The organism is Lentzea roselyniae (assembly GCF_039537795.1).
GTDB lineage: Bacteria > Actinomycetota > Actinomycetes > Mycobacteriales > Pseudonocardiaceae > Lentzea > Lentzea atacamensis.
In genome coordinates, this window is the sequence record NZ_BAABBE010000035.1 from 46,495 (window position 1) to 71,629 (window position 25,135).

The 25,135-nt window shown below is 69.5% G+C and carries 24 protein-coding genes and 1 tRNA gene; 12 read left to right on the forward strand and 13 right to left on the reverse strand.

Annotated elements, in window-relative coordinates; all coding sequences use genetic code 11:
• Window positions 1-88: 88 nt before the first annotated feature.
• From ABFX45_RS39085 to ABFX45_RS39105, 5 genes are all read left to right on the forward strand, one after another.
• Window positions 89-171, forward strand: a tRNA-Tyr gene (locus ABFX45_RS39085).
• A gap of 82 nt (window positions 172-253) precedes the next feature.
• A complete protein-coding gene (locus ABFX45_RS39090; RefSeq protein ID WP_109641383.1) occupies window positions 254-745 on the forward strand; it encodes a Gmad2 immunoglobulin-like domain-containing protein in 492 nt (163 codons plus the stop codon).
• 4 nt (window positions 746-749) lie between these two features.
• A complete protein-coding gene (locus ABFX45_RS39095) occupies window positions 750-1,973 on the forward strand; it encodes an MFS transporter (protein WP_109641382.1) in 1,224 nt (407 codons plus the stop codon).
• A 160-nt stretch (window positions 1,974-2,133) separates the two neighbouring features.
• Window positions 2,134-7,599: an ATP-binding protein gene (locus tag ABFX45_RS39100; protein WP_346135801.1), complete on the forward strand. Its 5,466-nt coding sequence runs from the start codon at window positions 2,134-2,136 to the stop codon at window positions 7,597-7,599.
• A 162-nt stretch (window positions 7,600-7,761) separates the two neighbouring features.
• The gene (locus tag ABFX45_RS39105; RefSeq protein ID WP_346135803.1) at window positions 7,762-8,031 is read left to right on the forward strand and encodes a DUF2625 family protein; all 270 of its coding nucleotides are present in this window, start codon (window positions 7,762-7,764) and stop codon (window positions 8,029-8,031) included.
• 76 nt (window positions 8,032-8,107) lie between these two features.
• Here the strand turns inward: ABFX45_RS39105 and ABFX45_RS39110 are convergent, their stop codons facing one another.
• From ABFX45_RS39110 to ABFX45_RS39130, 5 genes are all read right to left on the reverse strand, one after another.
• On the reverse strand, window positions 8,108-8,404 hold the full coding sequence (locus ABFX45_RS39110) for a YiaA/YiaB family inner membrane protein (protein ID WP_109641380.1): 297 nt from the start codon (window positions 8,402-8,404) through the stop codon (window positions 8,108-8,110).
• A 59-nt stretch (window positions 8,405-8,463) separates the two neighbouring features.
• Window positions 8,464-9,339, reverse strand: coding sequence for a 5'-nucleotidase (locus ABFX45_RS39115; protein ID WP_346135804.1), 876 nt, complete (start codon window positions 9,337-9,339; stop codon window positions 8,464-8,466).
• 67 nt (window positions 9,340-9,406) lie between these two features.
• Entirely contained in the window at window positions 9,407-10,741 is a 1,335-nt protein-coding gene (locus tag ABFX45_RS39120; RefSeq protein WP_346135806.1) for a glycosyl hydrolase family 18 protein, read from the reverse strand.
• A 113-nt stretch (window positions 10,742-10,854) separates the two neighbouring features.
• Window positions 10,855-11,592 carry an SDR family NAD(P)-dependent oxidoreductase gene (locus ABFX45_RS39125; RefSeq protein ID WP_346135808.1) on the reverse strand — a complete coding sequence of 246 codons (738 nt, stop codon included), beginning with the start codon at window positions 11,590-11,592 and terminating at the stop codon, window positions 10,855-10,857.
• Window positions 11,589-13,322 (reverse strand): protein kinase domain-containing protein, encoded by a 1,734-nt coding sequence (locus ABFX45_RS39130; RefSeq protein ID WP_346135810.1) that lies wholly within the window; start codon window positions 13,320-13,322, stop codon window positions 11,589-11,591. Before ABFX45_RS39130 ends, ABFX45_RS39125 begins: the two co-directional genes overlap by 4 nt.
• A gap of 66 nt (window positions 13,323-13,388) precedes the next feature.
• Here ABFX45_RS39130 and ABFX45_RS39135 point away from each other — a divergent pair, with 66 nt between their 5' ends.
• Window positions 13,389-14,039 carry a Clp protease N-terminal domain-containing protein gene (locus ABFX45_RS39135; protein ID WP_346135812.1) on the forward strand — a complete coding sequence of 217 codons (651 nt, stop codon included), beginning with the start codon at window positions 13,389-13,391 and terminating at the stop codon, window positions 14,037-14,039.
• Here the strand turns inward: ABFX45_RS39135 and ABFX45_RS39140 are convergent.
• Entirely contained in the window at window positions 13,993-14,961 is a 969-nt protein-coding gene (locus ABFX45_RS39140; RefSeq protein ID WP_346135814.1) for a helix-turn-helix transcriptional regulator, read from the reverse strand. The genes ABFX45_RS39135 and ABFX45_RS39140 overlap by 47 nt on opposite strands.
• Before the next feature lie 105 nt (window positions 14,962-15,066).
• Here ABFX45_RS39140 and ABFX45_RS39145 point away from each other — a divergent pair, with 105 nt between their 5' ends.
• Entirely contained in the window at window positions 15,067-15,480 is a 414-nt protein-coding gene (locus tag ABFX45_RS39145) for a VOC family protein (protein WP_233441895.1), read from the forward strand.
• Between the two features lie 67 nt (window positions 15,481-15,547).
• A complete protein-coding gene (locus tag ABFX45_RS39150; RefSeq protein ID WP_346135817.1) occupies window positions 15,548-16,018 on the forward strand; it encodes a hypothetical protein in 471 nt (156 codons plus the stop codon).
• Here the strand turns inward: ABFX45_RS39150 and ABFX45_RS39155 are convergent.
• Window positions 15,984-17,315 carry an FAD-dependent oxidoreductase gene (locus ABFX45_RS39155; protein WP_346135819.1) on the reverse strand — a complete coding sequence of 444 codons (1,332 nt, stop codon included), beginning with the start codon at window positions 17,313-17,315 and terminating at the stop codon, window positions 15,984-15,986. The genes ABFX45_RS39150 and ABFX45_RS39155 overlap by 35 nt on opposite strands.
• A gap of 74 nt (window positions 17,316-17,389) precedes the next feature.
• Complete coding sequence (locus ABFX45_RS39160; protein ID WP_112225629.1) at window positions 17,390-18,376, reverse strand: response regulator transcription factor; 987 nt, start codon at window positions 18,374-18,376, stop codon at window positions 17,390-17,392.
• Between the two features lie 90 nt (window positions 18,377-18,466).
• Here ABFX45_RS39160 and ABFX45_RS39165 point away from each other — a divergent pair, with 90 nt between their 5' ends.
• From ABFX45_RS39165 to ABFX45_RS39175, 3 genes are read left to right on the forward strand one after another with little or no spacing between them, the layout of a single operon-like run.
• Window positions 18,467-18,871, forward strand: coding sequence for a cupin domain-containing protein (locus ABFX45_RS39165; protein ID WP_170166302.1), 405 nt, complete (start codon window positions 18,467-18,469; stop codon window positions 18,869-18,871).
• Window positions 18,868-19,257: a DUF1304 family protein gene (locus tag ABFX45_RS39170; RefSeq protein ID WP_112225628.1), complete on the forward strand. Its 390-nt coding sequence runs from the start codon at window positions 18,868-18,870 to the stop codon at window positions 19,255-19,257. The genes ABFX45_RS39165 and ABFX45_RS39170 overlap by 4 nt, the downstream gene beginning before the upstream one ends.
• 55 nt (window positions 19,258-19,312) lie before the next feature.
• Window positions 19,313-19,714, forward strand: coding sequence for a protein-tyrosine phosphatase family protein (locus ABFX45_RS39175; RefSeq protein ID WP_215732242.1), 402 nt, complete (start codon window positions 19,313-19,315; stop codon window positions 19,712-19,714).
• Window positions 19,715-19,762: 48 nt separating this feature from the next.
• Here ABFX45_RS39175 and ABFX45_RS39180 read toward each other — a convergent pair whose 3' ends face one another.
• A complete protein-coding gene (locus ABFX45_RS39180; RefSeq protein WP_346135822.1) occupies window positions 19,763-20,431 on the reverse strand; it encodes an MOSC domain-containing protein in 669 nt (222 codons plus the stop codon).
• Window positions 20,432-20,441: 10 nt separating this feature from the next.
• Complete coding sequence (locus ABFX45_RS39185; protein WP_109641367.1) at window positions 20,442-20,831, reverse strand: MerR family transcriptional regulator; 390 nt, start codon at window positions 20,829-20,831, stop codon at window positions 20,442-20,444.
• Between the two features lie 61 nt (window positions 20,832-20,892).
• Between ABFX45_RS39185 and ABFX45_RS39190 the strand changes: the two genes are divergently transcribed.
• Window positions 20,893-21,927: an aldo/keto reductase gene (locus ABFX45_RS39190; RefSeq protein ID WP_112226262.1), complete on the forward strand. Its 1,035-nt coding sequence runs from the start codon at window positions 20,893-20,895 to the stop codon at window positions 21,925-21,927.
• A 15-nt stretch (window positions 21,928-21,942) separates the two neighbouring features.
• Here the strand turns inward: ABFX45_RS39190 and ABFX45_RS39195 are convergent, their stop codons facing one another.
• Genes ABFX45_RS39195 through ABFX45_RS39205 form a run of 3 tightly spaced genes read right to left on the reverse strand, consistent with a single transcriptional unit; the run spans window position 21,943 to window position 25,105 of the window.
• Window positions 21,943-23,064, reverse strand: a complete 1,122-nt coding sequence (locus ABFX45_RS39195) for a hypothetical protein (RefSeq protein WP_346135824.1) — start codon at window positions 23,062-23,064, stop codon at window positions 21,943-21,945.
• Window positions 23,061-24,575, reverse strand: coding sequence for an alkaline phosphatase D family protein (locus ABFX45_RS39200; protein WP_346135827.1), 1,515 nt, complete (start codon window positions 24,573-24,575; stop codon window positions 23,061-23,063). The genes ABFX45_RS39195 and ABFX45_RS39200 overlap by 4 nt, the downstream gene beginning before the upstream one ends.
• A gap of 11 nt (window positions 24,576-24,586) precedes the next feature.
• Entirely contained in the window at window positions 24,587-25,105 is a 519-nt protein-coding gene (locus tag ABFX45_RS39205) for an FAD-dependent oxidoreductase (protein ID WP_346135829.1), read from the reverse strand.
• Window positions 25,106-25,135 lie beyond the last annotated feature (30 nt).

Sequence of the window (25,135 nt, forward strand, 5' to 3'; positions counted from 1 at the left end):
CGTGAAAACAGGTTGATGAGCCTGGCGGGTGACGTCAACATATCGGTGTCTGCGCAGCTCAGACGGTCAGAAAATAGGTTTGCACAATGGTGGAGATGGGGCTGTGGAGCCCCGCCCGTCTGTAAAACGGGAGCTCCGGCAAAGGCGGTTCGACTCCGTCCTCCACCACCAGCCGTTGCGCCACCGGGGTGACCCCTGGCAACGACCCCCTTCCTCCCCGCGACTTACCAGGGGAGAGGAAGGGGGAACAGCGATGTCGATCGATGTCCAGCAGCCACGGCCCCTCGGCCTGGTCGGGAGCCACGTCCAGATCGCCGGTACCGCCGGCGGGGCGTTCGAGGCGCAGTTCAACTACCGGATCCACGAGGGTCACGACGAGGTCGTCGGCGGGTTCATGGCCGGTGACGGGACCGGTGGCCACGGCCAGTTCCAGGTGAGTGCGGACGTGTCGGGCGCCTCGTTCGCGCTCGACCGGCTCTTCGTCGAGGTGTTCTGGGTGTCGCCGAAGGACGGCGCGGAGCTCGACAAGGTGATCGTGCCCGTCGTCTACGGGCCGCGGATCGTGCCGGGGTACCGCGTCTACCAGGAGTACACGATCCAGCCGGGCGACACCCTGTGGGGGATCGCCACGCAGTTCTACGGCTCCGGCAACCTCTACACGCGGCTGGTGCGCGCCAACCCGCACGTCATCACGGACCCCAACGTGATCCATCCGGGGAGCGTGATCCGAGTTCCGCAAGCCTGACCGGTTGACGCTGTGGACCGACCGCGAGTTCGGGAAGCTCTGGCTCGCCAGGGTGATCTCGACCGCGGGGTCCGCGGTGTCGGGCGTCGCGCTGCCCGTCCTCATGTACTCGCTCACCGGCAGCGCCGTGTACACGGGTGCGCTGGCGGCTCTCACGGCCGCGCCCTACCTCGTGTTCGGTCTGTTCGCGGGTGCCCTCGTCGACCGGACGGACCGGCGCACGGTCATGGTCTGCACGGACCTCGTCAGCGCCGGGCTCCTCGCGAGCGTGCCGGTGGCGGCCGCTCTGGACGCGCTGACCCCGCTGCACCTGCTGCTGGTCGCCGCGGGCGTGGCGAGCGTCGGGGTGTGGTTCGACGCGGCCAACTTCGGGGCCGTGCCCGCGCTCGTCGGCTGCCGCAACCTCGTCCGTGCCAACAGCGCGATCTGGAGTGCCGCCACCGCCGTGCACATCGTCGCGCCGTCGGCGGCCGGCGTGCTGATCGTCGTCATCGGACCGGCGGGAGCCATGGCGCTCGACGCCGTCAGCTTCGCCGTGTCCGCGGCGCTCGTCCGAATGATTCTGAGACCTCTCAGCAAAACCGGGAAACCGCGGAGCACGCTCTGGGCCGACATCAGAGAAGGGCTCGAGTTCCTGTGGAGGGAACCCACAGTCCGGCTCTTCACCGCCCTGGGGATCGGTCAGGCGATCGCGGGCGGCGCGGTGTCCGGGCTCATCGTCGTCTACGCCTTCCGGGTCTTCGGTGTGCCCGGCACCGACGCGCGGATCGGGGTGTTGTTCAGCGCCCTGGCCGCCGGGTCGTTCGCCGCGATCGTCCTCATGCCGAGGATCAGTGGCGCCTGCGAGCCCCGGCACGTCACGACGATCGGGCTGTCCGCCGGCGCGGGTGTCATGGCGTTGCTGGTGGGGGTGGATCAGTGGTGGCTCGCGGTCGCCGGCACCGCGTTGTGGGGACTGACCTCGACGGTCGTCATCGTCAACGGGCTGACGGTGCGCCAGCTCGCGACCCCTGATCACCTGCAGGGCAGGGTCAACCTGGTGGGACGCATGGTGACCTTCGGGGTGGGGCAGCCGACCGGTGCGCTGGCCGGGGGAGTGCTGGCCGACGCGTGGTCGGTGCAGGCCGCCCTGGTGATCACGGCGTTACCGCTCGTGTTCGCCGCCGGGGTCGGGTGGTCGAAGGTGAAGGCGGGACCGGACCGTGAGCTGGGACACGGACTCAAGTGATCCTGTGCCGAGGACCTGGTTGCTTGTTGGTTTCATACAAAGCACGCTGCTCAACTCGCTTCGATCCAGCGGTTTTCCTACCGGGTAGTAGACGAGAGTGTGTACATCGATTGGGCGGCGACTGCCGCTGAGGTTTGTGCGTCCGCGAGGAGTCAAGTCGTTGTTCAGTCGTGTAGCGATCGTCAACCGCGGGGAAGCCGCAATGCGGCTGATCCACGCCGTCCGTGAGCTCGCCGCCGAGTCAGGGGAACGGATCGAGACCGTCGCCCTGTACACCGATGTCGACAAGTCGGCGCCCTTCGTGAGGGAAGCCGACCTCGCCTACAACCTCGGCCTGGCGGCGGACCGTCCGTACCTCAACCTGAAGGTGCTGGAGACCGCGCTCGTCGAGACGAAGGCCGACGCCGCGTGGGTCGGCTGGGGCTTCGTCGCAGAGATCCCGGAGTTCGCCGAGCTGTGCGAGAAGGTCGGCGTCACGTTCGTCGGCCCGTCGGCCGAGGCCATGCGCAAGCTCGGTGACAAGATCGGCTCGAAGCTGATCGCCGAGGAGGTCGGCGTTCCCGTCGCGCCGTGGAGCCGCGGTGCCGTCGAGAACCTCGAGCACGCCCTGAAGGTGGCCGAGGAGGTCACCTACCCGTTGATGCTGAAGGCGACCGCCGGTGGTGGCGGCCGAGGCATCCGCAAGATCACCTCGCCGGAGGAGCTGGAGGAGAACTTCGACCGCACCAGCATGGAGGCCGAGCGCGCGTTCGGCTCCGGCGTGATGTTCCTGGAGCGCCTCGTCACCGGCGCCCGCCACGTCGAGGTGCAGGTCATCGCCGACGGCCAGGGCACGGCGTGGGCGCTCGGCGTTCGCGACTGCTCGGTGCAGCGGCGCAACCAGAAGATCATCGAGGAGTCGGCGTCCTGCGTGCTGGAGCCGCATCAGGTCGAGGACCTCAAGGCGTCGGCGGAGCGGCTCGCGAACGCGGTCGGCTACCGCGGCGCCTGCACCGTCGAGTTCCTCTACCACCCCGGTGAGAAGCTCTTCGCGTTCCTGGAGGTCAACACCCGCCTGCAGGTCGAGCACCCGATCACCGAGATCACCACGGGCTTCGACCTGGTCAAGGCACAGCTGCACGTCGCGGGCGGCGGCAGGCTCGAAGGCGCCAAGCCGGCCGAGCTCGGCCACGCCGTCGAGGCCCGGCTGAACGCGGAGGACCCGGACCGCGACTTCGCGCCGTGCCCCGGCAAGATCGTCCGTCTCGAGCTGCCCGCGGGCCCAGGCATCCGCGTCGACACCGGTGTCGCGGAGGGCTCGCAGATCCCCGCCGACTTCGACTCGATGATCGCGAAGATCATCGCGTACGGCCGCAACCGCGACGAGGCGCTCGGCAAGCTGCGCCGCGCCATGGCCGAGACGACCGTCATCATCGAGGGCGGCACGACCAACAAGAGCTTCGTGCTGGACCTGCTCGACGAGCCCGCCGTGATCGACGGCTCCGCCGACACCTCCTGGATCGACCGCGTCCGCGCCGACGGCGGCCTGATCTCGCACCGCCACTCCGCGATCGCCCTCGCGGCGGCTGGCATCGAGGTGTACGAGGACGAGGAGCAGATCAACCGCACCGAGCTGCTGGCGTCCGCGCACGGTGGCCAGCCGCGCACGAACCACGAGGGCGCGCGCAAGCTGGAGTTCGTGCTGCGCGGCCAGCCGTACGTGGTGCGGGTCGCCCGCATCGGTGCCACCAAGTACCGCGTGGGTGTGTCCGCTGCGGACTCCGATGCCGTGCTGACCGGTGACGTCGACGTCGAGCGCTTCGACCACCACGTCGGCCAGATCACCGTGAACGGCACGCGATTCCGTGTCGTCACCGGCACTTCGGGCCCGGTCCACCAGGTCGAGGTCGACGGTGTCACGCACCGCGTCACCCGCGACGAGGGCGGTGTGCTCCGCTCGCCGATGCCGGCGCTGGTAGTCGCGACCCCGCTGGAGGTCGGTGCCGAGGTTGAGGCCGGCGCACCGGTTCTGGTGCTCGAGGCGATGAAGATGGAGACGGTGCTGCGCGCGCCGTTCCGCGCCCGCCTCAAGGAGCTCAACGTCGTCGTAGGCACCCAGGTGCCCGCCGGTGGCGCGCTGCTGAAGCTGGAGGAGATCGAGGACGCGGACGGCGCCGTCGAGGTGCAGAAGTCCGAGTCCTCCGTCGAGCTGGAGCTGCCCGCCCCGCGCACCGACGTCCAGCCGGAGGAGCTCGCCGCGCGCGGTCTCGAAGACCTGCGCAACCTGTTGCTGGGCTTCGACACCACGGCCGCCGACACCGAGCGCGTGCTGGCGGACTACATGGGCGCGCGGCACGACCTGCCGGAGCGGCCGCTCGTCGCCGAGGCCAAGCTGCTCGGCATCTTCGCCGACCTGTGCGACCTCTCGCGCAACCGCCCGGCCGGCGAGGAGAGCAAGCCGGAGAACCACATCCACTCGCCGCGCGAGCACTTCCACACGTACCTGAAGACGCTGGACGCCGACCGCGCCGCGCTGCCGGAGAGCTTCCGCGCCCGGCTGCGGAACGTGCTCGGCCACTACGGCATCGCCGAGCTGGAGCGCACGCCGGAGCTGGAGCAGGCCGTCTTCCGCATCTTCGTGGCGCTGCGCCGCGGTGTGTTCGACGCGGCCGTCGCGACGACCCTGCTGCGCCAGTGGGTGCAGGAGGCGCCGCCGGTCGAGTCCGAGCGGGTGCAGGTCGGCCTGGTGCTGGAGCACATCGTCGCCGCGACGCAGGTCCGCTACCCGGCCGTGGCCGACCTGGCCCGCAGCGTCGTGTTCACGTGGTTCGCGCAGCCGCTGGTGCGCCGCAACCGCGCCCGCGTGCACAGCGAGGTCCGCAGGCACCTGATCCACCTCGACGCGCAGCCCCAGGCCGCCGACCGCGAGGAGCGGATCGCGGCGATGGTGGCGTCCGCGGAACCGCTGGTGCGCCTGCTCGGCCAGCGCATCGGCAAGCCCGGCGCGGACAACACCCCGTTGCTGGAGGTGCTGGCGCGCCGCTACTACACCAAGAAGGCGCTGGAGAACCCGCGCGTGAACGGTGCGTTCTTCATCGCGGAGAACGAGCCGGAGCAGACCCGCCTCGTCTCGTCCGCCGTGGAGTTCCCCGCGCTGTCGGAGGCCATCGGCGACGTGGTGAAGCACGCCGACGGACGCCCCGTCGTCGCCGACCTCTACGTCAACTGGCCCGACGGCCCGACCGACCAGGACGAGATGGCCGCCGGCCTGGGCGCGGCGCTGGCCGCGCACCAGCTCCCGCCGACGATCACCCGCATCACCACCACGGTGGCGGGCCGCCGTGGCGAGTCGATGCACCACCACTTCACGTTCCGCCCGTCTTCCAACGGGTTCGCCGAGGAGAGGCTGGTGCGCGGGCTGCACCCGCGCATCGCCGAACGCATGCAGCTGGAGCGGTTGCGGGAGTTCGACCTCACCCGCCTGCCGTCGCTGGACGAGGACGTCTACCTGTTCCGCGCGGTCGCCAAGGCGAACAAGTCCGACGAGCGGCTCGTCGCTCTGGGCCAGGTGCGCGACCTCACGCCGCTGCGGGACGACGACGGCCGGATCGTGGCTCTGCCCGCCGCCGAGGACGTGCTGGCCACGTGTCTCGACGGAATCAGGCGCGCTCGTGCGCAGGCGGGTGGCCGGACTCGCCTGGCCACCAACCGGGTCGTGCTGTACGCGTGGCCGCCGACCGACCTGTCCTCGAAGGACCTCGACGCGGTCGGCTCGCGCGTGCTGCCGACGACCACGGGCCTGGACCTGGAAGAGGTCCTGTTCCTGGCGCGCCGCAAGGATCCCGTCTCCGGTGAGCTCACCGACATCGGAGTGCGCATCGCCAACGACGCGGGCGCCGGTGTGTCGTTCTCGTTCGTGCAGCCGCCGGCCGAGCCGATCCAGCCGCTCGACGACTACCGCCAGAACGTCCTGCGCGCCCAGTCGCGCGGCACGATCTACCCGTACGAGCTGGTCGACATGCTCGCCGGCGACGGCGGGTCCTTCGTGGAGCACGACCTCGTCGACGGCGCTCTCGTGCCGGTCGACCGCCCGCGCGGCGGCAACAAGGCGGGCATCGTCGTCGGTGTGGTGACGACGCCCACCCCCGCTTACCCAGAAGGCATGAAGCGCGTCGTGCTGCTCGGCGACCCGACCAAGTCGCTGGGTGCGCTGGCCGAGCCCGAGTGCACCCGCGTGATCCACGCCCTGGACCTGGCCTCGGAGCTCTCCGTTCCGCTGGAGTGGTTCTCGCTGTCCTCCGGCGCCAAGATCTCGATGAGCTCCGGCGTCGAGAACATGGACTGGGTCGCCGCCGCTCTGAAGCGGATCGTCGAGTTCACCCAGGCCGGTGGCGAGATCAACGTGGTGGTCAACGGCATCAACGTCGGCGCCCAGCCGTACTGGAACGCCGAGGCCACGATGCTCATGCACACCAAGGGCATCCTCGTCATGACTCCGGACTCGGCCATGGTGCTGACCGGCAAGCAGGCGCTGGACTTCTCCGGCGGTGTCTCGGCCGAGGACAACTACGGCATCGGCGGCTACGACCGCGTCATGGGCCCGAACGGCCAGGCGCAGTACTGGGCACCGAACCTCCGCGCCGCGTTCGACGTGCTGCTGGCTCACTACGAGCACAGCTACATCGCGCCGGGCGAGCCGGGCCCGCGCCGGGTGCCGACTTCGGACCCCGTTTCCCGTGACGTCTCCTCCTACCCGCACGTCGTCGGTGACAGTCCTTTCGCGACGGTCGGCGAGATCTTCTCGATCGAGGCGAACCCGGACCGCAAGAAGCCGTTCGACATCCGCACGGTCATGCGCGCGCTGTCCGACCAGGACCACGACGTGCTGGAGCGCTGGGCGGGCATGGCGGAGGCCGACACCGCGGTCGTCCAGGACGTGCACCTCGGCGGCATTCCCGTGACGCTGCTGGGCATCGAGTCGCGCGGCGTGCCCCGCACCGGCTTCCCGCCCACCGACGGCCCGGACACCTACACCGCCGGCACGCTGTTCCCGAAGTCGTCGAAGAAGGCGGCCCGCGCGATCAACGCGGCCTCGGGCAACCGGCCGCTCGTGGTGCTCGCGAACCTGTCCGGCTTCGACGGCTCCCCGGAGTCGATGCGCGAACTCCAGCTGGAGTACGGCGCGGAGATCGGCCGCGCGATCGTCAACTTCGTCGGCCCGATCGTGTTCTGCGTGATCTCGCGCTACCACGGCGGCGCGTTCGTGGTCTTCTCCAAGGCCCTGAACCCGTCCATGACGGTGCTCGCGGTCGAGGGCTCGTACGCCTCGGTCATCGGCGGCGCACCCGCCGCGGCCGTGGTGTTCGCCCGCGAGGTCGACGGCCGCACCGCCAACGACCCGCGCGTGAAGAAGCTGGAGGCCTCGGTCGCCGAGGCCACCGGTGCCGAGCGGGCGGCCCTGACCGCCGAGCTGACGGCGACGCGTCAGTCGGTGCGGACGGAGAAGCTGAACGAGATGGCCGCCGAGTTCGACCGGGTGCACAGCGTGCAGCGCGCGGTCGAGGTCGGGTCGGTCGACGCGATCATCTCGGCTGCCGAGCTGAGGCCGGCGATCATCAAGGCGATCGAGGACGGTATCGCTCGCTAGTGCCGTGGCAGTCGGCCTTTGCCCCGTGTTCGGCGGTCAGACGGCCGCATCGTGGTGCCGGCCCCGCGTCCCTGTACTGGTTGTACCGGGGCGCGGGACCGGTGCCGCGAGGTGGCCCGCTGAGCGTCGAAGACGCGGCGAAGGCTGGCTGTCGCGGCACTGGTGGTTGGACGGGAGGGCCCGGTCACGGTGTGGCCGGGCTCTTCTGCGTTCCTGGGGACCTTGTGCGAGGCATCGCCGAAGGGCGCCACCGAGTGCGTGGTGCCGCCGCCGGTCAGTTCGGCGTGTCGCACGACGCTGCTGCAGCTGCAGGTGACAGCGCGGTCTCTGCTGGGCGCGGTCGTGCTGAACAGTGGCGGGATGCTGCTGCACCACGGCTGGTGCGCGTGTACGGCGGATCCGGCGGTGCGTTGCCGAGTCTGGCTGCGGTGAACGGGTTCCCCGCCTCGTTGTGGACTTCGCCGGGCAGTTCGGCCTCCCCGCCCCCGGCCCGCTCGGCCTCCTCTGATCAGGCCGCGTCGAGTTTGAACGGGTCGTGCTCGGCCAGCAGCTTGTCCAGCCGCGCTCTGTCCACCCGGCTCGTGATGTAGGTGTCCTCCTGCCGGTCCCTGATCACCTTGGCCAGCGTGAACGCCGACGTGACCGTGTAGAGCATCGCGATTCCCAGGAATGCGCGCACCCATCCGTCGACGGGCAGGAAGACGACTCCGATGCCGACGGCGGTCAGCGAGAGCCCGAACGAGAGGACCGCCTGCATGTAGAAGGCACCGGTCGTCGGCGTGTGCGGGGGCGTAGAAGTAGTCATGATCCTGAGAGTCCTGCGTCACACCCGGACTGTCATGAGTACAGCTACTCATGTCGAGGTCACGTTTCGTTGGTGACCCCGAAGGGGATGTGCACGCACGGCACGGTCTGGATCAGGTGCCCGCGCTGGTCGTCGAAGAAGATGTGCGGCTTGAGGACGTCGAGGATCGGGGCCTTCCTGAGGCCTCCCAGGAAGAACGCGTCGTTCACCGTCAGTCCCCACGCCTTGAGGCTGTTGATCGCGCGCTCGTGTGCCGGTGCCGACCTGGCCGTGACCACCGAGACGCGGATCCGGTTCTCGGCCTGCCGCTGGATCCGGTTGATGCCCGCGAGGAAGTTCCTCAGTGGACCGGGATCGAGCGGCGTGACGACGTTCGTGGCCTCGTGTTCCTGGAACTGGTCGAGCCCGCCGCTCTGGTAGACCCGCTCCGCCGCGTCGTCCGCCAGCACGCCGTCGAAGTCGAACGCGATCCTCAACGCCGGGTCGTCGTCGTCCTTGAACGACGACTTGAGGACCTGACCGGCGGGCATGCCGGCCAGAGTCGCCTTGCGGACGTCGTTCTCGTGAGCGGACAGGAACAGCGACATGTTCAGCGCCGGCATGAACTCGTGAGGTGCGCGTCCCTCGGTGAAGATCGCGCGCGTGATCGTGAGCCCGTGGTGGGCGGCCGAGCGGAGGATGCGCAGGCCCGTGTCGGGGGAGTTGCGCGACAGCACGATGACCTCGACCAGCGGTCCCAACGAGTTGAGCTGCAGCAGCCGGCGGATGAACGGGAACGCTACCCCCGGCGCGAACGGCTCGTCGAGGTGCGCTTCCTGGTAGGCGCGGTAGGCGTGCTCGCCTTCGGAGTGGAAGACGGCGTCGGACGCGGAGAGGTCGAACAGCGCGCTCGACGCGATGCCCACGACCAGCAGGTTTTCCAGGCTGGGTGCCACGGCACAGATCGTACGGCGGGCGATGATCCCGGTGAGGGATCATCGCCCGCGTCATCGGGCCGGAGACTCAGTTGAAGCGCCACTGCTGGTTGGCGGTGCCGGCGCAGTCCCAGAGCTGGAGCCTGGTGCCGTCCGCCGAGCTGGGGCCGGTGGCGTCGAGGCATCTGCCCGACCCCACGTTGCGCAGCTGGCCGTTGGCCTCGGAGGTCCACTGCTGGTTCGGCGCGCCGGTGCAGTCCCAGATCTGTGTCACGGCGCCGTTGGCCGTGCCGGACGCGTCGAGGCACTTGCCCAGGGCGCGCACCGTGTTGCCGTTGCGGGTCCACTGCTGGGCGTTGGTGCCGTTGCACGTCCAGAGCTGAACCGCGGTGCCGTTGGCGGAGTTCGCGCCCGCCACGTCGACGCACTTGCCGCCGTAGCCGGTGATCGTGCCGCCGGTGGGCGGGTTCGGGTTGCCTCCGGACGCGGTTTCCCAGATGGCGTTGAGCAGGCTGGTGCTGTTGGTGGTGTCCTGGGAGAGCTCCCAGTTCATGACGCCGCCCGCGTTCGACATCGCCCACGTGGTCTTGCGGCGGATCGTCGGCAGGCCGTTGTAGCAGTTGCCGTTGTAGCAGTCGCGGTTGGCGTTGGCCGGGTCCTGCGCGACGAGGTCGCGGTAGGAGATGTAGGTCGGACGGCTGTAGAAGGGCACGCCCAGAACCGCCTTGCTCGCCGGCAGACCGCGGTTCTTCCAGAAGTTGACGCTGTTGATCGACCAGTCGTAGTTCGCGTGCGGGCTGCCGCCGTCGTAGGCCATGATGTTCAGCCAGTCGACGATGCCGAACACCGCGGGCTGCACACCGTTCGCCACGGAGCCCTCGCTGACGACCGCGGCCGTGAGCAGCTTGCCCCTGCTGTGCAGTGCGTCGCCAAGCTGCCGCATCAGCAGGGTGAAGTTGTCGCCCTCGACGCCGGGGTCCGGGTACTCCCAGTCCATGTCGACGCCGTCGAGGTTGTACTGGTTGACGACGTTGATCAGGGCGTTCACGAACGTGGTGCGGCTGTTCGCGTTGGCGGCCAGGATCTCGAAGTTGTCGTCGTTGCCGTTGTTCCAGCCGCCGACCGCGATCGAGACCTTCACACCGTTCTGGTGGCCGAGGCTCACCAGCTGCTGCAGCCTGCCGGGCTCAGGGACGCCTTGGAGCGTGCCGTTCGCGTTCGGCAGCACGAACGCGTAGTTGATGTGCGTGAGCTTGTTGTACGGGATGGTGCTGACGTTGCTGGACCACGACGGCTGGTAGCCGACGCTCTTGAAACCCGGGGGATACGCGGCCTGCGCGGCCGGCGCGATGACCGTCAGTGTCGCCGCGGTCGCGGCCAGCGCGTGGCTGACGGCGCCGAGGCGAGATCGGAGTGAACGCATTGCAGGGGTTGCCTTCCACTTCGTCGTGCGCCCACCGCGACGTTAGTGGTCTAGACCGGTTGCCGGGAAGATCAACAAGCGACCGGAACCAGTTCCGGTCGCCTTCCGGGGAATCAGCGGAGGTAGGACGCGCCGTTCACGTCGATGATCGTGCCGCTGGCCCACACCGCTTCCGGTTGCGCGAGCCACGCGACCGCCGCGGCCACCTCCTCGGGCTCGGCGACGCGGTGGAACGGGCTCTGCGCCCGGATCGCGTCGCCCTCGGGGCCGGCGAGGAAATCGGTGACCATCTCGGTGCGGACGAAGCCCGGCGCGACACCGGCGACCGCGATGCCCTGCGGCGCAAGGGATTGCGCGAGCGACTGGGTCATCGCGTGCAGCCCGGCCTTCGCCGCCCCGTACGCCGGGGCGTCGGGTTCGCCGCGGTAGGCGCCCCTGGAGCCGATGTTGATGATCCGGCCACCCTCGGTCATCTGCCGGACCGCGTGCCAGGCGAGGTCGGCGGGGCCGAACAGGTTGAGCTCGATGGTGCGGCGCCAGGCTTCCTGCCATTCGCCGAAGCTGGTCGTCGTGATCGGGTGGTGGAAGTAGATGCCCGCGTTGTTGACCAGGACGTCGAGCCCGCCGAGCTTCTCGACCGTCTCGCCGACGATCTGCTCGGCCTGGCCGGCACCGAGATCGCCCTGCACGGTGACGTGACCGTCTCCTGGCAGGTTCGCGGCGACTGCTTCCGCCGCGGCCGGGTCGGACCGGAAGTGGACGGCGATCCGGTGGCCCTTGTCCGCGAGGGCGTGGGCGATGGCGGCACCGATGCCGCGCGAGGCTCCGGTGACGAGTGCGTGCCGGGTCATGGCACCTGCCTGTCGATCATCCACTTGCCGTTCTGCTGAACGAGCGTGTACGTGTGGCGCTCGGTCATGGCGACACTGCCGCCTTGCATGTACTGCACTGTCACCGTCACGACGTTGTCGCCCTGCGGTTCCGGGTTCGACACCTGGACGCCCGTGTACTGGCGCCAGAACGACTGGTAGCCCTCGAAGGTCAGGTTGCGGCGGCTGGCCTTGAAGCTGTCGGTGAGCAGCGACCAGCCGGTCTGCAGGTCGTTGGGGATCAGCGCGTAGTACGCCTCGATGGCCTGCTGTGCGGTCTGAGGGGCCGGCGGAGGCGTCTGGCCGGGGTTCGGCGTGCTCGTCTGAGGGTTTGGCTGGGGCTGGGTCGTGGGCTGTGCCGGCGTTTCCGTCGGCGACTGCGACTGCGGCTGGGACTGGCTCGTGGTGGGCGCGTTCGAGGTGCCGGAGGTCGGCGGGGTGGCCGCGTTGTTCTGGTTGCCGCCCTTGGGCCACAACAGGAACGAGCCGATGCCCACGGCCAGCACGAGGATCACGATCCCGATGGGGACCAGCGGGAACTTGCGCCGCTTCTCCTCGGGTTCCGGCTGGGCGGGGATCGGGGCGACGGGTGCCGGTTCCTCTTGTGTGGCAACAGGTTCTACGGGTGCTGCCACCGCGGGCTCGGGCTCGGGCTCGGGTTCCGGCTGCGGCTCGGGCTCCGGCTCTGGCTGCGGCTCTGGCTGCGGCTCGGGCGCCGTGAGCTTGGCGGCCTCGGCGGCAGCGGCTCCGGCCACCAGCCCGGCGGCGGCCGCGCTCGCCTCCTGCTTGGCCTTCTCCTCCGGCTGGGCCTCGACCGGAAGCTCGACCGTGGCCGGAATGACGGCGGTCGCCTCGGACACCTGCGGCGACTCGTTCACCACGGCGGCCAGCAGGTGCACGGCCTCCTCCATGGTCGGCCGCCGCTCCGGGTCGTTGGCCAGCAGCCGGAACAGCACGGGGGACAGCAGCGGCCCGGCACTGGCCGGCGGCATGAACGAACCGCTCGCCACCCGGTGGAGCATCGCGATGTGGTTGTCCGCGGCGCCGAACGGAGGGGCGCCCTCGACGGCGTTGTAGAGCGTGGCGCCGAGCGAGAAGACGTCGGAGGGGAAACCGGCGTCGTCGCCGCGGGCGACCTCGGGGGAGAAGAAGGCGGGCGTGCCGACGGTGCCGGTCGCGGTGGCGGTGCCGTCGTCGGTGGCGCGGGAGATGCCGAAGTCCGTGATCTTGACTTCCTGGTCGCCGATCAGGATGTTGCCGGGCTTCACGTCGCGGTGCTGGATGCCGTGGCGGTGCGCGGCGGCGAGGGCGGCGGCGGTGTAGCAGCCGATGCGGGCGACCTCGCGGGGCGGCAGCGAGCCCTGTTCGGCGATCACGGCGGCGAGACTGCGGGAGGGGAGGTACTCCATGATCAGCCAGGGCTGACCGTCCTCCTCCACGACGTCGTAGACGCGGATGGCGTTCGGGTGTTCGAGCCGCGCGGCCAGCCGGGCCTCGCGCATGGCCCTGGCCTTGGCGCGTTCGATCTTGGCGTCGTCGAGGCCGTCGAGCGCGAGCAGCTCCTTTGCCGCGACCACGCGATGCAGTTGCTCGTCGTAGGCCTGCCAGACGACTCCCATCGCCCCCTGACCGATCTTCTCCTGCAACCGGTAGCGGCTCCCGATGAGCCTGCTCTTCTCCTCCACGCCCGCGCTCCCGTCACCTTTGATCACCCGCAAGTGTGACGGTTGCCGCGTTTGCCATTGACTGTAACCCTACATGGGGGTACATATAGGGTTATGCCGAAAATCAACGTGTACCTGCCCGATGACCTGGCCGAAACGGTGAAGGAACTGAACATTCCGGTCTCGGCGATCTGTCAGCGCGCGCTCGAGGTGTCGGTCAAGCGGCTCACCTCGGTGCGCGGGCTCACGGTCGCGGATCTCGACGGCGACCGGGGCTCGCAGCTCACCGAGCGGCTGCGCACCGTGATCCGTCGCGCGGCCGAGTCGCCCGTGGTGACCACCGCGGAGCTGGGGCGGGCGCTCGTCGAGGAGGGCGCCAACCTCGGTCTGGACGTGCTGCGCGCGATCGACATCGACCCGCGGACGCTGAGTTTTCCGTCCTCGCCCGGCGAGGGGACCGGCTTCGCCCAGGACGCGGTCAACGCGCTGGAACTGGCCGTGGTCGAGGCGATGTCGCTGGGGCACAACTACGTGGGCTGCGAGCACCTTCTGCTCGGCATCATCGCCGAACCCGACGGCAAGGGCGGCGAGGTGCTCCGCGAGCACGGCGCCGACCTCAAGGGCACGCGCCGTGCCGTGCAGACCGCGCTCGCCGGCATCGTGCACCTGAAGAAGCAGCAGCAGGCCGCGCCGGACGCGGCCAAGGTGCTGCAGATGATCATGACTCGGCTGGACCGGCTGGAGAAGCAGGTGGGTATCGGCTGACCAGCTCGGCGCCGATGCGTGCGAGGTGCTCCTGCACCGAGTCCGGTGACTCGACGGTGATCAGGCCGCCCCACCCGGCGACGTTGCGGGCGATGTCGAGCGGGCGCGGTGCGGTCAGCTGCACCCGGACGTGCTCGCCGATGTTCGCGAGCACCGTGCAGTGGCGGCCGTGCATGTGCTGGAAGATCTTCACGAACCGGGCGGGCACCAGCATGATCGCCGCGGTCTCCGAACGGCGTTGCTCGACCTCCGTGACGACCGAGTCCCACGCCTTCGTCAGCTCGAAGTCGGGCGGCTTCGTCGACGGCGTGCCGGTCAGGGTCGCACCGAGGATCCGGTCGATCCGGAACGTCCGCTGGCCGTCCGGGGTGCCGGCGACGAAGTACCAGATGCCGTCCTTGTCGACGAGTCCCCACGGGTCGACCACGCGCCCGGTGGGTGCCGAGCCGCGCTTCTGGTAGGTCAGGCGGACCTTGATCTGCTGCACCACGGCCTGTTGCAGCACCGACACCAGCACCGGCCGGTCCTTCGTGTCGTCGCCCCAGCCCGCGGTGTCGACGACGACGGCGGACGCCGCGGCTTCCGCTTCGGCGCGGAACGTCTGCGGCAGTGCGCGCACCAGCTTCCTCAGTGCCGATTTCACCTGCGGCGCAACGGAAGCGGCCGGTCCGGCGATCAGGAACAACGCCTGCGCCTCCGCCGCGGTCAGCCCGCTCAGGTCGGTGCGGGCCCCGCCGATGAGCGACCAGCCGCCGCCGCGGCCCGGCTGGGGGTACACGGGGACACCCGCGGTGGACAGCGCCTCGAGGTCGCGGCGGGCGGTGGCGGTGGACACTTCGAGCTCTTTTGCCAGCTCAGCGGCGGTGATGCGGCCTCTGGCCTGCATCAGCAGCAACGTGGCGACGAGACGGTCTGCGCGCATGTTCCGAGGTTCCTCATCAAAGTGCTCACCAGATGAGCACTTTACGGCCGAGGCTGAATCCCGACACCGAGATTTTTTCTGAAGGGATTCGCGATGTTGCGAGGCATGTCGACTGTGACCTACTACGCCGACGACCTGGAGGCGGCGCGCGCCTGGTACACGTCGTTCCTCGGGATCGAGGCCTACTTCGAGGGGCGCACGCCGGAGGGGGAGCTCGGGTACGTCGAGTTCCGTCTCGGCGACTACCTGGCCGAGCTGGGGCTGGCACAGCGGAAGTTCGAGGTGACGCCGTCGGACGGTCCGGCCGGTGCGATCCTGTTCTGGGCGGTCGACGATCTCGAGGCGACGTTCGCCCGGCTGCACGAGCTCGGTGCGAAGACGCACGACGAGCCGCGGGTGCGCGGTGAGGGGTACGTGACGGCGTCCGTCGTGGACCCGTTCGGGAACATCCTCGGGATCATGACGAACGTCCACTACACGGCTGTCGCAAAGGAATTCGCAGAGCGGAAGCGCGGCTGAGAGGCTCAGCCGCCAAGTGCGCTGTGTCCGGCGGCCTGATCTCGTGGTGGCCGCCTATCCTGCCCAGATGACGCAGCTCGCCATCACAGGACATCGCGGCCTCTCGGCCGAGCTGGAGGCGGAGATTGATCGGATGATCCGTGCCGCCGTGGCCGAGAGCGGCGATGTCGGTGGTGTGTCGTGCCTGGCAGACGGCGCCGACGCCGTGTTCGCGCAGGCTGTGCTGGACGCCGGCGGTGCGCTCGTTGCCGTGCTGCCCGCGGTGAGGTATCGCGAGTCGCTGCCTGAGGATTACCGGCCCGTCTACGACAGGTTGCTCACGCAGGCGGCCAAGGTCGTGCAACTGCCGTTCGTCACGCCCGACCCGCACGCGTACATGGAGGCGGGCAAACGGATGGTCGACGAGTCCGACGCGTTGCTGGCCGTGTGGGACGGGCAGCCCGGCCGCGGACCCGGTGGCACTGCTGATGTGGTCGCCTATGCGCGGTCGCGAGGTGTGCCGGTCACCGTTCTCTGGCCCGAGGGCGCGATCCGCTGAGGGCGCTCCACAGCACTCGGCGCAGAACGGCGGGCCGGAAGAGTGCCGCCGGGTGGTCGACCATCTGCGAGACGCGGATGAAGGCGCGGTAGACCTGCGGGTTGCCGGGGATGACCTCGAACAGGTGGCGGGCGTACCACTGCGTGAACCGCGTGCTCCGCGGCAGTTTCCGCTGGCTCCAGCCGAGGTCGGTGGTGGTCGCGGAGGTCCACGGGATCTGGGCGGACTTGGCGACCGCGCGCTGGAAGACGAGCGGCTCGTTGGCCAGGTCGTGGTCCTCGAGCAGGTTTCGCAGGTCGGTGCAGTTGAGGGCGGCGAGGGTCATGCCGTGGCCGTAGACGGGGTTGAGCGAGACGACCGAGTCACCGAGGGCGAGCAGGCCGCGCGGCCAGTTCGGGACCTTGTGAAAGCGGTTCCAGCGGCTGCGCAGGTTGGGGGCGTGGTGGATCGCTGACGCCGGGGTCGCCGTCTTGATGATCTCGGCGATGTCCTGGCACTCGAGCGTGGTGGCGTAGGCGAGGAAGCCGTCCTCGTCGGTCGGGGCGGCGTCGCCGCCCGCGCCGAACAGGGTCACGAACCACAGACCGTCGTCCACTGTGGACACCGCGCCGCCGCGTCTGGTGGTGGGGGCGTGCGTGATCTCGTAGGCGGTCTTCCAGTCGAGCTTGAGGTCGTGGTTCACGTGGTAGAGGCGTGAGGTGTAGGCGAGGTGGCCGTTCACGATCATCGGCGCCGGGCAGTGCACGCCGAACTCCGCGAGCCACGAGACGAGCTTGCTGGTGCGGCCGGACGCGTCGACCACGAGGTCCGCGTAGTCGGTGTAGGGCTCGTCGGCCCGCCTGCCATGCACGCCGGTGACCGTGCCGCGGTCGTGCAGCAGGCCGTCGATCGTGACACCGTCCACAAGGGACACGTTGGGCAGCTTGAGCACCCTGCGCCGGATGATCTGTTCGATCGTCACCCGTGTCATCGAGTGGACCTTCAGGCCGATGGGGTCGCGCGGTGCCCACCCGGCGGGGGCGCGGCTCATGAAGTCGCTGCCGAGGTCGGCCTCGACCGCGCCCGCGGCCGCGAGTTCCGCGCCCAGCTTGGGGAAGAGAGCTTCCAGCGCCTCGGCGCCGCGGGCCAGCAGCGCGTGCGGGTGGTGGGCCTGCGGGATGCCTGCGCGGTGTTCGGTGTCCACGGTGATCTGATCGCGCTCCACGAGCACGACGTCGCCGTACGACTCGGACAACACCCTGGCCGCCAGCAGTCCCGCGAAGCCGGCGCCGATGACTAGGGCGCGGTCGGAGTACATGGCGCTCATGCTGGCAGAGCGCGGCTCCCGGATCGATCCCCCGAAGGTCCCCTCTGAGAGCCTCCCGGCAGCTGCTACGACAGCTTCGCGACGAGCTCTGCCCGGCTGCGCACGCCGAACTTCGCGAAGACCGATTTGAGATGGTCCTGGACGGTGTACGGCGAGATGGCGAGCCGTGCCGCTATCTCCGCCGTCGACTGGCCGGCCAGCACCTCGTGGCAGATGTCCCGCTCGCGCGCGGTCACCCCGTGGGCCTTCAGCAGCAACCCGGTCAGCTCCGTGCCGGACGCCCGGCTGATCGTCACCGCGGCCTCCACGCCGTCGGTGCTGACGAGCTCGCTGGCCTCGAGGAGGATCCAGCCGCCGTGCGCGTCGCGGACTCGCGCCTTGAACGTCCCGGCGCGGGTGCCGGCCGCGGCGGCGCGCATCATCACGGCGAACCTGCCCGGCGCGATCTCCTCCAGCTCTTCGCGCCACCGTGTCGCGGAGGCGGTCGTCGCGCGGATCGTGCCGTCCTCCGCCACGACGACGATGGCGGGTGCGCCGTCCCGTCTGGCCGCTGTTCGCGCTGCGACCCTGGTCGCCGATCCCAGCGCGGGTGCCACCGACGCGATGAACTCCAGCTCGCGCTCGCTGAAGTCGCTCGTGCGCACCATGCCCGCCGCTCCCCAGCACGTGTCGTCGGCGCGGAACAGCGCGCGCAGCTCGTGGCTGAGCCCGAGCGGGCGCCAGACCTCGTTGAGCCGCGTCGAGCGCTTGTCCCCCAGCCTTGCCACGGTGTCGCCGCGCTGGGCGAGGGCCGCGAACGTGTGTGGCTCGCCCGGTGTGTGCTCGACGCTCGCGAGGAGTGGCTCGTACTGCTGCGGGATGCGGTTGGCGCCGCTGGTCATCGAGCTGATCGCGCCCGAGTCGGGGTCCATGGAGGCCCAGCAGGCGAGCTCGCACGGAACCACCCGGTCGACCAGGGCGATGGCCGCCGCGTGCAGCTGCGCGACGTCCAGCCCGGCGCTCGCCAGCGCTGTCACCTCGCGCCGCACGCCCTGCGCCCGGCCTTCCCACATGGTTCGCAGTATGCGCCGCCGTCGTGTGGTCCGGGCATCCCAGATTTGCGGGATGTCCGGGGTTGCCCGGGGAGACGGACGCTGCTCGGCATGATGAGCACCCGTGTTGTGAGCACCGCAGGCGAGGGCGAGGAACTGACCTCGCCCGACGCGACGATCACCGTCCGGATCTCCGGGAAGCACACCGGCGGCGCGTTCGAGCTGTTCGAGGTGGACGCGCCGCGAGGCGAGGCTGCGCCACCGCACCGCACGCCGTGGCCCAAGGCCTACTACGTGGTGCACGGGCGCATGGCCGTGTTGCTCGACGGCGAGCTGCACGACCTTTCGCCGGGCTCCGCCATCGTCATCCCACCCAACGCACCGCACACGTTCACCGTGCACACGCCCTCGGTGCAGTTCCTGGCGTTCGCCGTGGGTGACGTGATGAGCGCGTTCTTCCGCGACCTGTCTTCGCACGGGCTGGAGGCTTTGGGACGCCACGGGGTGACGCAATGAGCGTCGTGGCGCAGGTCGCGGCGGGGGTGGCCGTGCTCGTGCACCTGGTCGTGTGGGTGTGGGAGGCGTTTCTGATCCACCGCGTGCACTACTCGGTGTTCCGGCAGCCCGCGCAGGACGTGCCGGCGATCCGGCTGTGGGCGTTCGGGGTGGGGTTCTACAACCTGTTCCTGGCCGGTGGCCTGATCGCCGGGCTCATCGCCGTGCATTCGGGGCACGAGCTGGTCGGGCGCACGCTGGTGATCTACGTGTCGTGGTTCATGCTGCTGGGCAGCGTCGTGCTGGCGGTGGCCGATCAGCTGGCGATGAGCAGGCCGCGCAACCAGGCGTGGGGAGGCGTGGCGGCGGAAGGTGTCCCGCCGCTGGTCGTGCTGCTGTCCGTCTGACGGGCTTTCCTACACTTCACGAAACGAAGACTGTTTGGGGGAACTGTTCGTGAAGATCGTCGAACTGCCCGACGGGGCCGTGATCACCGGGCGTGGCCTGCGCGACGGCAAGATCGTGGACCCGCACCCCCAGTACGGGGTGTACCTGCAGCCACGACCTGTCGACATGCCGTGGCCGCACGACTGGATCGACTGGCCGGACTTCCGTCTTCCGCGTGATCACGACGCCGCGATCAGGGTGATTCGCGCCCTGCACGCCCGCGCACTGTCCGGCGAACGCGTCGAGGTCGCCTGCAGCGGTGGCGTCGGACGCACCGGCACGGTCATCTCGTGCCTCGCCGTCCTGGCGGGCGTGCCGGCGGACGAAGCCGTGGCGTGGACACGCGCGAACTACCACCGGCGCGCGGTGGAAACACCGTGGCAGAAGCGGTGGGTGAGGCGCTTCCCCGTCCAGTAGTGCTCGTGGGCGCCGTTCCTTTCGCGGAGCGGTGCCCACATCCGGTCGTCAGGAGTCGAGCTCGACGACCCTGCGCCTGTGCACCAGCTCGATCACGTCGGGCGGCACCGAGTCACCCGCCTCCAGAAGGCGGGGGAGCAGGTCCGCGTCCGTGGTGACGGCGCGGAAGAACATCTCGACCGTGACGTCGTGGCCGGGCCGGTGGACGACGGTGATCTCGTCGCCTGGCGCAATCAGTCCCGCCTCGATCACGCGGAAGTACGCGCCGGGCCGCGCCTCCTGCGTGAACCGCTTCACCCAGCCGCTCTGCCCGAGAAAGCCCGCGAACGTGCGGCACGGCACGCGTGGCGCGGAGACCTCCAGCAACGCGGTGCCGACCCGCCACCGCTCGCCCACGAGGGCGTGCGTGTGGTCGATGCCCTGCGTCGTCAGGTTCTCGCCGAACTGGCCGTTGTGGAGGTCGACGCCCAGCTCGGCCTGCCAGAAGTCGAGGTCTTCACGGGCGTAGCCGTAAACGGCCTGGTAGTCGCCGCCGTGGTGGTTCCAGTCGCCGATCTGGTCGCCCTGGACGCCGCTGCCCGCTGTGCCCTTCGGTCCGGGCGGGCTCACCTCCAGCGGCCCGTCCACCGGGCGTTTGTCGATCGCGGTCGCGCCCGTCTTGGCGTAGTCGACCGGGATCGTCTTCTGGGCGATGTTCAGCGAGAGCACGACGGGCATGCGCCCGAGATTATTGGCCGACCGCTCTGGTGGCGATCGAATTGACGTAATCCTCGTAGATGCCCACCTTGTAGGTGATCAGGTCCATGCACTCCTGGAGCTGCGCCATCTGCTGACGCACGCGCTCCTGGTGTTCCTTGAGGATCTCGAGGCGCTGCAGCTCGTTGCCGTCGCCCTGGCGGACCAGCTCGGTGTAGCGGCGGATCTCCGGCACCGGCATTCCGGACATCCGCAGCATGATGCACATGCGCAGCCAGTCGACGTCCTGCTGCGTGTAGACCCGGCGCCCGCCCGGTCCTCTGTGGACCTCGTTGGCGAGGATGCCCTCCTTCTCGTAGAACCGCAGCGCGTGCACGCTCAGCCCGGTGCGTTCGGCCACCTGCCCGATGCTCAAGCTCATGCCCCGAGCATAGGTTCTTGACCTAGAGGCGACTCTAGTTCCTAGGTTTTGCGGCATGACCATGCGTTATCGCGTACTCGGGGGAACCGGCATCGAGGTCAGCCACCACTGCCTCGGTGCCATGATGTTCGGAGATGTCGCCAACAAGGACCACGACGAGGGCGTGCGGATCATCCACCGCGCACTCGACGCCGGCATCAACTTCGTCGACACCGCCGACATGTACTCGGCCGGGGAGTCCGAGGAGATCGTCGGCAAGGCGTTGAAGGACCGCAGGGACGACGTCGTGCTCGCCACCAAGGTGCACTTCCCGCTGGGTGAAGGCCGCAACCGCAGCGGCAACTCGCGCCGGTACGTCGTCAGGGCCGTCGAGGACAGCCTGCGCCGGCTCGGCACCGACTGGATCGACCTGTACCAGGTGCACCGGCCGGACTACACGACCGACATCGAGGAAACGCTGTCGGTGCTGACGGATCTGGTGCGGGACGGGAAGATCCGGGCGTTCGGGTGTTCGACGTTCCCGGCGGAGGAGATCGTCGAGGCGTACCACGTGTCGATGAACCGCGGGTTCCTGCGGTTCCGGACCGAGCAGCCGCCGTACTCGTTGCTGGCGAGAGGGATCGAGCGGTCTGTGCTGCCGACGTGCCGGCGACTCGGGATGGGGGTGCTGGTGTGGAGCCCGCTGGCGGGTGGGTTCCTGACGGGCAAGCACCGGCGTGGCGCGGCGGCTGAGGCGTTCCGGTCCACGTTGCACCCGCGGCGGTTCGACGAGACGTTGCCGGAGAACGCGGCGAAGTTCGACGCGGTGGAGCAGTTCGCGAAGCTCGCCGACGAGATGGGGGTGTCGCTGCCTGCGCTGGCGATCGCGTTCGCGACCACGCATCCGGCGGTGACCTCGGCGATCACCGGGCCGCGCACGATGGAGCAGCTGGAGTCGTTGCTGGAGGGCGCTTCGCTGGTGCTGACAGACGACGTGCTGGACCGGATCGACGAGATCGTGCCGCCGGGCGTGGACACCTACGACGTGCAGGGGTGGTGGAAGCCGGCGTCGCTGGCGGATGTCCACCAGCGACGCCGGCCACTCGACCAGCGCTGAACTGTCTGCGCTGAGCTACCAGGCCTGGGTGGTCAGGCCGGTGCCGAGGTAGATCTGGTCGTGCCCGTTGCCGTCGTTGTCGTCGGTGTAGACGATGCTGACTCGGCCCCACGGATCGACGCCGACGGCGGGCTCGTCCTGCCTGCCGGTGGCGTTCGAGACGGTGAGCTGCCGCGCGGGGCGGCCGGTGGTGGTGCCGTCGGGGTTGTAGACGTGGGTGTAGACGTCCTGTGCCTCCGCCGTGGTCACCGCGACGCCGAGCTGGTCGTCGATGCCGATCTGCGGGTCGGTGCCGGTGGTCTGGGCGACGGCGCCACGCGATGCCCCGGCCGCGGTGAAGGACTGGGTGCGGACACCGGACTGCTCCCAGGCGACCGCGAAGTCGCCGTTGAAGTTGGCCGCCACGGCGGGGCGCTTGCCTTGCCCCGTCGTGGTCTGCGCCTGCTTCACGCCGCCGGACGGGGTGAGGATCTTGCGGGCGACGTTGGCGTCGGCCTCCCACACCACGATCGCGTTGCCCGCGGCGCCCATGGCCACCTGGGGCTTGGCGTGGGTGCCGCCCGCGTTGTTGACCTGGGCCTCGTAGGTCTTGGACGAGATGGACGCGAACCCGCTCACGCGCACGGTGGGCGGGTTGGTGCCCTGCTTGTCCTCCCACGTCACCGCGAAGCCGCCGGTGTCCGGGTCGGCCGCGACGCTGGGGAAGTGCTGCTGGCCGTCGGAGCTCGCGTTGGCCGTGCCGGAGCCCGACACGGTGCCGCCGGCGCTGACCGAGCGGACCGCGATGTTGTAGTAACCGTTGCCGTCCGGGTCTTCCGACCACACGACGACGGCGGTGCCGTTCTCGTGCAGCGACACGTCGGGCTGCCAGTGACGCCAGTTGCCGGTGCCGCCGGTGCTCAGCTTCTTCTCGTAGAGGGAGGTGCCCTCCTTGTAGAGGCGGATCCAGATGTCGGAGTGGATCGGGTCCTCGGGGTTGGTGGAGTCGCGGTCGTCCTCCCACACGACGGCCGTGTAGCCGTTGCGGGTGGCCGAGACGGACGCGTTGTCCTGGTCGCCGCTCGACTCGCTGTTGACCGTGGACCACGTGATGGGCGCGGGGGCGAGCAGGAGGCTCGCGATCAGCAGTGTCTTCACGGCGCCTGCAATCCGGGGTTGGTGGCTTCGACGACGTAGCTGCCGACCGTCTTCACCGGGTAGTCGCGGACGGTGACCCTGTCGACGGCGCGGAAGTCCACGTTCATCTGCGTGGAGGTGGTGCGGGTGCGGACGTAGCCGCGCAGGTTCTTGAAGTACTTCACGTGCGGGTTCAGCGTCGGGTTGAGGCTGTTGTCGGCCGCGTTGCCGTCACCGCCGGACGTGATCGACGTGGTGACGAGCTCGGTGCCGATGATCCGGTTCTGCGTGCCGTAGTTCTGCATGAGGTTCGCGGCCCAGCTGCGGTGCACGTCGCCGGTGAGCACGACGGTGCCCTTGTTGCCGTTGGTGTCCCACGCGTTCTGGATGCGGGTGCGGTTGGCGGTGTAGCCGTCCCACGCGTCCATGCTCCTCGCGCCGTCAGCGCTGTTGAGCCTCTGGGCGAAGAACACCTGCTGGCCCAGGAAGTCCCAGGTGCCGAGCTTCTGGCGGAGGCCGTCGATCAGCCACGTCTCCTGCGAGGTGCCGGTGAGGGTTCGTGAGGGATTGTCGGCTTCCGGGCAGACCTTCGAGCCGTCACCGCACGCCTGGTCGGTGCGGTACTGGCGGGTGTCGAGCATGTGGAACGTGGCGAGGCTGCCCCAGCGGACCCTGCGGTGCAGCAACATGTTCTCCGCGGTGGGGGCCTGTGCGCTGCGCAGCGGCATGTGCTCGTAGTAGGCCTTGTACGCGGCCGCGCGGCGGGCCTTGAAGTCGCCTGCGGGGTTGGTGTCGTTGCGGATCAGGTTGGCGTAGTTGTTCTCGACCTCGTGGTCGTCCCAGACGACCAGCCAGGGCGCGGTGGCGTGCGCGGCCTGCAGGTCCGGGTCGGTCTTGTACTGGGCGTGGCGGACGCGGTAGTTGGCCAGCGTGCTGATCTCGGCGGCGGGCGCGAACTCGCGGACCTTCGTGGTCGTGGCGGCGCCCTCGTAGATGTAGTCGCCGAGGTGCAGGATCAGGTCGGGGTGCTCTTCCGCCATCCTGCGGTAGGCGGTGAAGTAGCCCTCCTCGTAGTGCGAGCACGAGGCGAAGAGCATGCTCAGCTCGGGCGAGGTGCCGACGGCCGGTGCGGTGAGGGCGCGGCCGACGGGGGAGATGTGGCCACCGGTGCGGAAGCGGTACCAGTACTCGCGGCCCGGTTCCAGGCCGGTGAGGGTGACGTGGACGGAGTGGGCACTCGCCTGCGTCGTCGTGAACGTGCCGGTGCGGGCGATGCTCGTGAAGCGTTCGTCGGTGGCGACCTGCCAGTCGACGGCGGTGTTGGTGTTCGGCATGCCGCCCAGGCCGTCGGCGTTCAACGGGTTGGGGGCGAGGCGGGTCCAGATCACGAACCCGTCGGCAGCCGGCTCGCCGGACGCGACACCCAGCGTGAAGGGGTAGCTGATCGCGTTGGCCAGCCTGGGAACGAGGACTCCAGCGCTCGCTCCCGCGAGGCCGCCCACGATGAAGGTACGTCTCCGTAACGTGGTCATGACCAGCAGATCTACCGAACGCCGGTAAAGGCCCGCCTAATCGCGTGTGGCCTCAAGGTGGTCTCCCACCAAGAAAACGCCGCGTGGTCGTCGTGGTGGAGGTCGAACGCGTCGGCGAGCAACTCGGCCGCGGACAGCGGGATTCCGGTGTCGCGCACGGCCCGGTAGAGCAGTGCCACGTGGTCGCGGGACCAGGACTCGAGGCGCAGTCCGGGTAATCGGTCGGCCTGGCAGCACGGCTGGGCGCACACGACGATGTCGAACCACTCGTCGTCGTGGTCGTTGAACGCGACCGTGACGCCGAACCGGTCGGGCTGCAGCGCGATGACGGTGCTGTGGCGCGTCTCGTAGTGCAGCGGGTAGGGCAGGGCGGCCAACCGGCGGGCGGCGTGCCGGTCCGGGCCTCGCAGCGGCACGGGGTCGTGATGTTTGCCGTGGTCGAGCACGACGACGTCCCATGCGCTGCGGGTCAGCCGGAGCGCGGTCGCGAGGCCCGCGATTCCGGCGCCCACCACGAGTGCCGTGGCCATGTCCAGCCCCTTCCCCTAGGATTGAGGCTA